The following is a 10,740-nucleotide window of genomic DNA, read 5'->3' as shown; positions in this document are numbered from 1 at the left end:
GCCTTTTTTTATATACGATCTGACGAATTCAGCAGAAGGAAACTCATCATTCGTGACGAAATAAAAATTAGTTTCCCCATTAATATAGAAATGAGTGTTTACTCACAGAAAGAAAATCAGGAGTAATTATTCTGAAGACAGATAATACAGAAGTCGTACAGCGCATTTAACTCACTTCTCAGGAGGTTAATCACTCTCTATTTGTGGACAACCGACATGTCTTAAGGCTCTGGAATAACGTGTTGATATTTCGATGCGTAGCATGCAGCGGAATATTACCGGATCAATAAAGCAGGAAGAGGCGTTTTAATTCTTTCCGCAGGATGATAGTAGGGTGACTGCCATGTCTGATTATAATGAAAAAAGTGCGATCTCCGCACTTCTCGCAGGTCATTGTTCCGATCCATTTTCCGTGCTTGGCATGCACTCAACCGATGCGGGTCTGGAAGTGCGCGCATTATTACCCGATGCCACCGATGTATGGGTGATTGAACCGAAAACCGGGCGCAAAGTCGGTAAACTCGAATGCCTCGACACACGCGGGTTCTTTAGCGGCGTTCTGCCGCGCCGGAAAAATCCTTTTCGTTACCAGCTGGCCGTCACCTGGCACGGTCAGCAAAACCTGATTGACGACCCCTATCGCTTTGGCCCGCTGCTGCAGGAGCTTGATGCCTGGCTGCTCGCTGAAGGGACTCATCTGCGGCCCTACGAGACGCTGGGAGCCCATGCCGACACCATGGACGGCGTCACCGGGACGCGTTTTTCCGTCTGGGCGCCGAACGCCCGTCGTGTGTCGGTGGTCGGACAGTTCAACTACTGGGACGGCCGCCGCCACCCGATGCGTCTGCGCAAAGAGTCCGGCATCTGGGAGCTGTTTGTCCCCGGCGCGCATAACGGCCAGCTGTATAAGTTCGAGCTGATTGACGCCCACGGCCACCTGCGGGTGAAATCCGACCCGTATGCCTTTGAGGCACAGATGCGCCCGGAAAGCGCGTCGCTTATCTGCGGCATGCCGGAAAAGGTCGAACAGCCACAGTCCCGTCAGCAGGCCAACCAGTTTGATGCACCGATTTCGATTTATGAAGTGCACCTTGGCTCGTGGCGCCGCCACGCCGATAACCATTTCTGGCTCAGCTACCGCGAGCTGGCGGACCAGCTGGTGCCTTACGCGAAGTGGATGGGCTTCACCCATCTGGAGCTGCTGCCGGTAAACGAACATCCGTTCGACGGCAGCTGGGGCTATCAGCCCACCGGGCTGTACGCGCCGACCCGCCGTTTTGGTACCCGTGAAGACTTCCGCTACTTCCTGAATGCTGCCCATGCCGCGGGTCTGAACGTGATCCTCGACTGGGTGCCGGGCCACTTCCCGTCGGATGACTTTGCGCTGGCATCGTTCGACGGCACCGCGTTGTATGAACACAGCGACCCGCGAGAAGGTTATCACCAGGACTGGAATACGCTGATCTACAACTACGGTCGCCGTGAAGTCAGCAACTTTCTGGTCGGGAACGCGCTGTACTGGATTGAACGCTTCGGGATCGACGCCCTGCGCGTGGATGCGGTTGCGTCAATGATCTACCGCGACTACAGCCGCAAAGAGGGGGAGTGGGTGCCCAATGAGTACGGCGGCCGGGAAAACCTCGAAGCGATTGAATTTCTGCGCAATACCAACCGTGTGCTCGGTGAGCAGACGCCGGGAGCGGTCACGATGGCGGAGGAGTCCACCGACTTCGCCGGGGTTACACGACCGTCTTCGACGGGCGGTCTTGGCTTCTGGTTCAAATGGAACCTCGGCTGGATGCATGACACCCTCGACTATATGCAGCTCGATCCCATCTATCGTCGTTATCATCACGACAAGATGACCTTCGGGATGCTCTACAACTACACCGAAAACTTCGTGTTGCCGCTGTCACACGATGAAGTGGTTCACGGCAAAAAATCGATTCTTGACCGGATGCCTGGCGATGCCTGGCAGAAGTTCGCCAACCTGCGCGCCTACTACGGCTGGCTGTTTGCCTTCCCCGGTAAAAAGCTGCTGTTTATGGGCAACGAGTTTGCCCAGGGGCGGGAGTGGAACCACGACGCCAGCCTCGACTGGCATCTGCTGGAAGGGGGCGACAACTGGCATCACGGGGTGCAGCGTCTGGTGCGCGATCTGAACCATACCTATCGCCACCATAAGGCACTGCACGAACTGGATTTTGACCCCTACGGCTTTGAATGGCTTGTTGTGGATGACCATGAACGGTCGGTGTTTATCTTTGTCCGTCGCGATAAAGCCGGGAACGAGATAATCGTGGCGAGCAACTTCACGCCAGTACCGCGTCACGGCTATCGCTTCGGGATTAACCAGCCGGGGCGCTGGCGTGAAGAGCTGAACACCGACTCGATGCACTACCACGGGAGCAACACCGGCAACGGCGGCTGCGTGGCAAGCGAGGCGATCGCCAGCCACGGTCGGGAGCATTCGCTGTCGGTGACTCTGCCGCCGCTGGCGACAATCTGGCTGGTACGGGAATCTGCAGGGCAATAAAACGCGCAGCTGATTTATTGCAGCTGACTTATTACCGGAGGTGATCACTTCTGAATTATTTTGCAGAAGAGTGAGGCTTTTTCTTCATTATTTTCTTTTATGGCTTTTATTTAATAGCAGGACATTATTATGAGTAAACTTGAATATACTGACAACTTAATGCTGTCGCGCCAGTTACCGCTTAAATCCGTGGCCCTGATCCTCGCCGGCGGACGTGGCACACGATTAAAAGACCTGACCACTATTCGCGCAAAACCTGCGGTGCATTTCGGCGGTAAATTCAGAATTATTGATTTTGCTTTATCGAATTGTATTAACTCCGGAATAAGACGTATCGGGGTCATTACACAATATCAGTCCCATTCACTGGTGCAGCATATTCAACGCGGCTGGGCATTCTTTAACGAAGAAATGAATGAGTTCGTGGATTTATTACCGGCGCAGCAGCGGGTGCATGGTGAGAACTGGTATCGGGGGACGGCGGATGCCGTGACCCAGAATCTGGATATTATCCGCCGCTATGATGCGGAATATGTCGTTATTCTGGCCGGGGACCATATCTATAAACAAGATTATTCGCGGATGCTGCTCGATCACGTTGAAAAAGGGGCGCGCTGTACCGTGGCCTGCCTGCCGGTCCCGGTTGAAGAGGCAAGCGCTTTTGGCGTCATGGCCGTGGATGAGAATGACAAAATCATTGAATTTGTTGAAAAACCGGCTAATCCGCCCACCATTCCTGGCGATGAAACCCGCTCGCTTGCCAGTATGGGCATTTATGTGTTTGATGCGGAATATCTCTACCAGCTGCTGGAAGACGACGATCGGGATGAACACTCCACCCATGATTTTGGCAAAGATATTATTCCCAGGATAACGGCGGCAGGTGAAGCGTATGCGCATCCGTTCCCGCGCTCCTGCGTTCAGTCGGATAATAATGCCGAGCCATACTGGCGCGATGTCGGAACCCTGGAGGCGTACTGGAAAGCGAATCTGGATTTAGCCTCAGTAGTGCCAGAGCTGGACGTTTATGACCGTAACTGGCCTATCCGTACCTATGTCGAATCGCTGCCCAGCGCCAAATTTGTTCAGGACCGTTCCGGCAGTCATGGCATGACCATGAATTCTCTGGTCTCCGGCGGCTGTATTATTTCTGGCTCGGTGGTGGTGCAGTCGGTTCTATTTTCCAGAGTTCGGATTAACTCGTTCTGTAATATTGATTCGTCGGTTTTATTACCGGGCGTCTGGGTCGGTCGCTCCTGCAGGATAAGACGCTGCGTGATCGACCGGGGATGCGTTATTCCGGAGGGGACGGTGATTGGCGAAAATGCCGTTGAGGATGCGCGACGCTTTTATCGTTCGGAAGAAGGCATCGTTCTGGTTACCAAAGAAATGCTGGACAAACTTGAGGTATGAGCCCATTTGCGGAAAAAGCGTGTCCGGCGGCAGAGAAAATATTGCCCTGTCGCGGGTCGTCTCTGTGGCTGAATAATAAGGAGCATACATGCAAGTTTTACATGTAGGAGCAGAGATGTTCCCGCTGTTAAAAACGGGCGGACTGGCCGACGTCACCGGCGCGCTCCCGGCGGCGCAAATTGCCGAGGGGCTGGATACCCGCGTGCTGCTGCCTGGGTTTCCGGCGATCCGCAACGGGGTTCAGGATCCGCAGGTGGTGGCCAGCAGGGAGACATTCGCCGGGCGGATGACGCTGCTGTTTGGCCATTTTAACGGTGTGGGCATCTATCTGATTGATGCCCCGCATCTCTATGACCGGACGGGTAATCCTTATCATAACCAGCAGATGCAGGATTATCCTGATAACGTCCTGCGTTTCGCGTTGCTGAGCTGGGTCGGGGCCGAGCTTGCCGGTGGTCTTGACCCGTTCTGGCGTCCTGAAATCGTCCACGCCCATGACTGGCACGCGGGTCTCACCCCGGCTTATCTGGCCACCCGCGGCAACCCGGCCAAATCGGTGTTTACGGTGCACAACATTGCCTATCAGGGGTTGTTTCAGGCCCGGCATATGGCGGAGATCGCGTTACCGTGGTCGTTCTTCCAGATGCACGGGGTGGAGTTTAATGGGCAAATCTCCTTCCTTAAGGCGGGTCTCTATTTCGCTGACCATATCACCACCGTCAGCCCGACATATGCCCGTGAAATTACCGAACCACAGTACGCGTTTGGTCTGGAAGAGCTGCTGCGGCAACGTCAGCGGGAAGGGCGACTGTCGGGGATCCTGAACGGGGTTGACAAAAATATCTGGGATCCGCGCCGCGATCCGCTGCTGGCAGCGCCTTACGACCAGAATTCACTGGCGGAGAAAGCGAAGAACAAGCAGCAGCTGCAGACGTCGCTGGGGCTGAAGGCGGACGATCGGGCGCTGCTGTTCACCGTTGTGAGCCGGCTGACCAGCCAGAAGGGGCTGGATCTTCTGTTTGGCGCGCTGCCGGGAATTATATCTAAGGGAGGGCAGCTGGCGCTGCTGGGATCCGGGGACCCGGATTTGCAGGCCCGTTTTCTGACCGCCGAGGCGCAATACCCCGGGCAGGTGAGTATCCGGATCGGCTACGACGAGGCGCTGTCGCATCAGATGATTGGCGGCGCCGACGTCATCCTGGTGCCCAGCCGTTTTGAACCCTGCGGTCTGACCCAGCTTTATGGTCTGCGCTACGGCACATTACCGCTGGTTCGCCGTACCGGCGGACTGGCGGATACCGTCGCCGACTGTTCGCTCGAAAACCTTGTTGACGGGCTCGCGACCGGATTTGTGTTTACCGACAGCGAGACGGAATCGTTATTACATGCTATCCACCGGGCCAGTGTCCTGTGGTCGCGTCCCTCGCTGTGGCGTTACGTGCAGCGGCAGGCGATGAGCATGGATTTTAGCTGGCAAAGTGCCGCAAAGTCTTTCCACCTGTTGTATCAGCGTATTATTTAATTGCTACGGATAAGAAAAATGGAACCACGCATAAGTTATATTTCACCCAGGCTGAATGAAGAAGCGCTGCAGCATGCTATCGCTTATAACCTCATGTTTATTCTCGGTAAAGACCCTTCACTTGCCAATAAGCATGAATGGCTCAATGCTACGCTGTTCGCCGTGCGCGATCGGCTGGTTGAGCGCTGGTTGCGGGCGCATCGGGCGCGGATCTCGCAGCAGGCGCGCCAGGTATATTATCTGTCGATGGAGTTTCTCATCGGCCGTACCCTCTCGAATGCCTTACTGTCGCTGGGCATCTATGAGGATGTGAAAACAGCGCTGGCCGGGATGGGTCTGGATCTGGAAGAGCTGATTGACGAAGAGAATGACCCGGGCCTGGGCAACGGCGGTCTCGGTCGTCTGGCAGCCTGTTTTCTCGACTCCCTGGCCACGCTGGGGCTGCCAGGACGCGGTTACGGCATCCGCTACGACTACGGCATGTTCAAGCAAAACATCATCGACGGCCGGCAGATGGAGTCACCGGACTACTGGCTGGAGTACGGTAACCCCTGGGAATTCGAGCGCCATAAAACCCGCTATACCGTGCGCTTTGGCGGGCGCATTCAGCATGAGGGGAAAAACTCGCGCTGGCTGGAAACCGAAGAGATCATCGCGGTGGCCTACGATCAGATTATCCCGGGTTATGAAACCGATGCCACCAACACCCTGCGCTTGTGGAGCGCCCAGGCCAGCAGCGAGATTAACCTCGGTAAATTTAATCAGGGAGATTACTTCGCGGCGGTAGAAGATAAAAACCATTCCGAAAACGTCTCCCGGGTACTGTATCCGGACGACTCGACCTACTCCGGGCGCGAGCTGCGCCTGCGTCAGGAATATTTCCTCGTTTCGGCGACGGTGCAGGATATTCTTTTTCGCCATTACCAGTTGTATCAAACCTATGACAACCTGGCAGATAAAATTGCTATCCACCTCAACGACACCCATCCGGTGCTGTCGATCCCGGAGCTGATGCGTCTGCTGATTGACGAACACCGCTTCAGCTGGGATGACGCTTTCGGGGTGACCTGTCAGGTCTTCTCCTACACCAACCATACCCTGATGAGCGAGGCGCTGGAGACCTGGCCGGTCGAGATGCTGGGGAAAATCCTGCCGCGCCATTTGCAGATTATTTTCGAGATTAATGACTATTTTCTGAAAACCATGCAGGAGCACTATCCCGATGATATTGCGTTGCTGAGCCGGACCTCGATTATCGATGAATCCAACGACCGTCGCGTACGGATGGCCTGGCTGGCGGTGGTGGTCAGTTACAAGGTGAACGGCGTGTCGGAACTGCACTCCCGGCTGATGGTGGAGTCGCTGTTTGCCGATTTCGCCAGAATCTTTCCGCGCCGCTTCACCAACGTGACTAACGGCGTCACGCCGCGCCGCTGGCTGGCTGCCGCTAACCCGTCCCTTGCCGCGGTTCTGGACCGCCATATCGGCCAGACCTGGCGAACGGATTTAAGCCAGCTGAGCGAAATGGGGGAATATCAGGATTATCCGCTGGTTAACCAGGCCGTCAGCGCCGCCAAACTGGCGAATAAACAGCGTCTGGCCGATTATATCGCCCGTCAGCTGGGCGTGGTGGTGAACCCGAACGCGCTGTTTGATGTGCAAATTAAACGGATCCACGAATATAAACGCCAGCTGATGAATGTGCTGCATGTGATCACCCGCTACAACCGTATCAAGGCGGACCCGCAGGCCGAATGGGTGCCGCGAGTGGTGATTTTCGCCGGCAAAGCCGCGTCCGCTTACCACACGGCAAAACAGATCATCCATCTGATAAACGACGTCGCCAAAGTCATCAACAGCGATCCGCAGATTGGCGACAGACTAAAGGTGGTGTTCATTCCCAACTACAGCGTCAGTCTGGCGCAGATGATCATTCCGGCCGCGGACCTTTCTGAGCAGATTTCGCTGGCAGGGACTGAAGCCTCCGGGACCAGTAATATGAAGTTCGCCCTCAACGGTGCGCTGACCATTGGCACGCTGGACGGCGCCAACGTTGAGATGTTGGAGCACGTGGGTGAGGACAATATCTTTATCTTCGGTAATACCGCTGCAGAGGTCGAGGCGCTGCGCAGCAACGGTTATCAGCCGCGTGATTACTACGACCAGGATCAAGAGCTGCGCCAGGCGCTGACCCAGATGGGGACCGGGGTGTTCAGCCCACAGGAGCCGGGCCGCTATCGCGGTCTGCTGGATTCGCTGATCAACTTTGGCGACCACTATCAGGTGCTGGCCGATTACCGCAGCTATGTTGACTGTCAGGACAAGGTGGATGCGCTCTACCGAACCCCGGAAGAGTGGACCGCCAAAGCGATGCTCAACATAACCCACATGGGCTATTTTTCATCGGACCGTACGGTGCGGGAGTATGCGCAAAAGATCTGGTATATCGACAAAACGCAACTCTGAGCGCGTACTGACAACCAGGAAACGCCGGGGCGGGTGGCAGGAGACCGGCCCCGTCGATGAGCGACCCGGCAGCAACACATAAATAAGCCTGACGGATATGACAGGAGAGAAAAATGACGGACAGTAAACGCGCAGGGGAGCCTGCACAACAGAGTGATTTGATTAACGTCGCTCAGCTGACCGCGCAGTACTACGTACTGAGGCCGGAAGCGGGCAACGCGGAGCATGCGGTGAAGTTTGGTACCTCTGGCCATCGTGGCAGTGCAGGGCGCCATAACTTCAATGAGCAGCATATTCTGGCGATCGCGCAGGCGATTGCGGAAGACCGCGCCAGGAACGGGATTACCGGTCCCTGCTACGTGGGTAAAGATACCCACGCGCTCTCCGAACCGGCCTTTATTTCCGTACTGGAAGTGCTGGCGGCCAACGGCGTTGATGTTATCGTGCAGGAACACAACGGTTTCACCCCGACGCCGGCCATTTCCAATGCCATCCTGGTGCACAACAAAAAAGGTGGTCCGCTGGCAGACGGCATCGTGATCACGCCGTCTCATAACCCGCCGGAAGATGGCGGTATTAAGTACAACCCGCCGAACGGCGGCCCGGCGGATACCAACGTCACCAAAGTGGTAGAGAATCGCGCTAACGAACTGCTGGCCTCGGGTCTGCAGGGCGTCAGGCGCATCTCCCTCGATGCGGCACTGGCATCCGGTCATGTTAAAAAGCAGGATCTGGTACAGCCGTTTATCGAAGGGCTGGCGGATATCGTCGACATGGCGGCAATTCAGAAAGCCGGCCTCAAGCTCGGGATCGATCCGCTGGGCGGGTCCGGTATCGAATACTGGAAACGTATTGCCGGGCACTACAAGCTCGACCTGACTATCGTCAACGATCACGTCGATCAAACCTTCCGCTTTATGCATCTGGATAAAGACGGCGCCATTCGCATGGACTGCTCATCTGAGTGCGCAATGGCGGGCCTGCTGGCGCTGCGCGATAAGTTTGACCTGGCTTTTGCTAACGATCCAGATTATGACCGTCACGGCATCGTCACGCCGGCAGGGCTGATGAACCCGAACCACTATCTGGCGGTGGCGATTAACTACCTGTTCCAGCATCGCCCGCAGTGGGGCCAGGATGTGGCGGTGGGCAAGACGCTGGTCTCTTCCGCGATGATCGACCGTGTGGTGAACGACCTCGGCCGCAGGCTGGTTGAAGTGCCGGTGGGCTTTAAATGGTTTGTTGACGGCCTGTTCGACGGCAGCTTCGGCTTCGGCGGAGAAGAGAGCGCGGGCGCCTCGTTCCTGCGTTTTGACGGAACGCCGTGGTCGACCGACAAAGACGGGATCATCATGTGCCTGCTGGCGGCGGAAATCACCGCCGTCACCGGTAAAAACCCGCAGGAGCACTACGACGAACTGGCCGCCCGCTTCGGCGCGCCGAGCTATAACCGGCTGCAGGCTTCGGCCACTTCCGCACAGAAAGCGGTGCTGTCGAAGCTGTCGCCGGAAATGGTCAGGGCCAGTCAGCTGGCGGGTGACCCGATCACTGCGCGTCTGACCGCCGCGCCGGGCAACGGCGCATCGATTGGTGGCCTGAAAGTGATGACCGACAACGGCTGGTTCGCCGCCCGACCGTCAGGTACGGAAGACGCTTACAAGATCTACTGCGAGAGCTTCCTCGGGGAAGCACATCGCAAGCAGATCGAGAAAGAAGCGGTGGAAATCGTGAATAGCGTGCTAGCGGCGCACCAGTAGAGCAGTTGACGTACTCCGCTGAGCCGGAGTACGTCATAGTTACCCGGCGACACCAATACAGGCACCACTTTGTCAGAACATAAGGAACGGGACGCTTCGCAAAAGGTATTGCTGCGGGGACTATATGAATATCTATGTTATTACCAATAATAATTTCATGCTTGTAGGTCTGAAATGTATGTTCAGCGACAACAGCCTCTCCGTCAACAGGGTTGTGTTTTCACGGGTCAGCGATATTGCCTTCAGCAACAGCGATGTGGTGATTGTGGAGTCAGAGCTGAACACCGGCGATGCCGAACGTCTCAAGTACCTACACATTTCACCGGTCAATCTTATCTTTTTATTAAAACCGGCGTCAGGAATGAGCGGGACAGGGCGTGAAGCGGTATGCATTGACACTGAATTAAGCGGTAATGAATATCTCATGATGAGGCAGGCGTTTAAAAAAATGGGGATCAATCTGAAGAGGGACAAGTTGTCATTTACCAAAAGAGAAACACATGTTATCAATATGATTTTAAATGGTTATTCGATAGATGAAATTTCCCGTAGCCTGCTGATCTCCAAAAAAACGGTTCAGTCTTTTGTCGGTATTGTTTTGCATAAACTGAATACCACCAAAATAAGTGGAATATACCGCAAAAAAAATCTCATCATCGACAGTTTTGCCAGGAGGAGCCTGCATCGTTAGGATGCCCTATAAACTAATGATCTGCTTATGGAAAGTCACTATTTCATATATTAAGTTTCAACTAAATTTGTTATAAATTATTTTATGTTGTTATGTTGAACGGGGTTTGATTATTGGTATGCTTCAGAAAAAATAAACATACATCATGGGTGCTAACATGATGAAAATATATGAAACCATAGTCATCAAATGATTTAAGCATACAATAAATAATATAGGATTATATCCTCTATCTGTGAATGGTGGGCGGCAGAGGAAAAACGGGATATATATTTATGCATTTCATCTTTTTATTATAAAAAACTGTTATGTAAATTCTGTAGCGGGAGGGGGTATGTTTAGTGAAGACGCACAC

At 54.6% G+C, this 10,740-nt stretch carries 6 protein-coding genes; all 6 read left to right on the top strand.

Translation table 11 applies throughout. The annotated features are described in order from the left end of the window. The first annotated feature begins 343 nt into the window (after window positions 1–343). The 6 genes from glgB to ACOI7D_RS27215 all read left to right on the top strand — a co-directional run bounded on the left by glgB (window position 344) and on the right by ACOI7D_RS27215 (window position 10,385). Window positions 344–2,536, top strand: a complete 2,193-nt coding sequence (gene glgB, locus ACOI7D_RS27240; RefSeq protein WP_004099052.1) for a 1,4-alpha-glucan branching enzyme — start codon at window positions 344–346, stop codon at window positions 2,534–2,536. Between the two features lie 129 nt (window positions 2,537–2,665). Continuing rightward, the gene (gene glgC, locus ACOI7D_RS27235; RefSeq protein WP_004099051.1) at window positions 2,666–3,949 is read left to right on the top strand and encodes a glucose-1-phosphate adenylyltransferase; all 1,284 of its coding nucleotides are present in this window, start codon (window positions 2,666–2,668) and stop codon (window positions 3,947–3,949) included. Between the two features lie 88 nt (window positions 3,950–4,037). Beyond that, complete coding sequence (gene glgA / locus ACOI7D_RS27230) at window positions 4,038–5,471, top strand: glycogen synthase GlgA (protein ID WP_009653212.1); 1,434 nt, start codon at window positions 4,038–4,040, stop codon at window positions 5,469–5,471. A gap of 18 nt (window positions 5,472–5,489) precedes the next feature. Next, a complete protein-coding gene (gene glgP, locus ACOI7D_RS27225; protein ID WP_023157975.1) occupies window positions 5,490–7,937 on the top strand; it encodes a glycogen phosphorylase in 2,448 nt (815 codons plus the stop codon). Window positions 7,938–8,050: 113 nt separating this feature from the next. Continuing rightward, window positions 8,051–9,694 carry a phosphoglucomutase (alpha-D-glucose-1,6-bisphosphate-dependent) gene (gene pgm, locus ACOI7D_RS27220; protein ID WP_004197675.1) on the top strand — a complete coding sequence of 548 codons (1,644 nt, stop codon included), beginning with the start codon at window positions 8,051–8,053 and terminating at the stop codon, window positions 9,692–9,694. 124 nt (window positions 9,695–9,818) lie between these two features. Next, window positions 9,819–10,385 carry a LuxR C-terminal-related transcriptional regulator gene (locus tag ACOI7D_RS27215; RefSeq protein ID WP_004197678.1) on the top strand — a complete coding sequence of 189 codons (567 nt, stop codon included), beginning with the start codon at window positions 9,819–9,821 and terminating at the stop codon, window positions 10,383–10,385. The last annotated feature ends 355 nt before the right edge of the window (window positions 10,386–10,740 follow it).

The organism is Klebsiella sp. C360 (assembly GCF_048822415.1).
GTDB classification, from domain to species: domain Bacteria; phylum Pseudomonadota; class Gammaproteobacteria; order Enterobacterales; family Enterobacteriaceae; genus Klebsiella; species Klebsiella quasipneumoniae.
The sequence above is the reverse complement of the archived record's forward strand: the minus strand, read 5'-3'. Positions and strand labels throughout refer to the sequence as shown.

Bases quoted from the DNA above. Each gene is read 5' to 3' on its own strand.
- glgA (WP_009653212.1), top strand. From the start codon at position 4,038: ATGCAAGTTTTACATGTAGGAGCAGAGATGTTCCCGCTGTTAAAAACG.
- glgP (WP_023157975.1), top strand. From the start codon at position 5,490: ATGGAACCACGCATAAGTTATATTTCACCCAGGCTGAATGAAGAAGCG.
- glgB (WP_004099052.1), top strand. From the start codon at position 344: ATGTCTGATTATAATGAAAAAAGTGCGATCTCCGCACTTCTCGCAGGT.
- pgm (WP_004197675.1), top strand. From the start codon at position 8,051: ATGACGGACAGTAAACGCGCAGGGGAGCCTGCACAACAGAGTGATTTG.
- ACOI7D_RS27215 (WP_004197678.1), top strand. From the start codon at position 9,819: ATGAATATCTATGTTATTACCAATAATAATTTCATGCTTGTAGGTCTG.
- glgC (WP_004099051.1), top strand. From the start codon at position 2,666: ATGAGTAAACTTGAATATACTGACAACTTAATGCTGTCGCGCCAGTTA.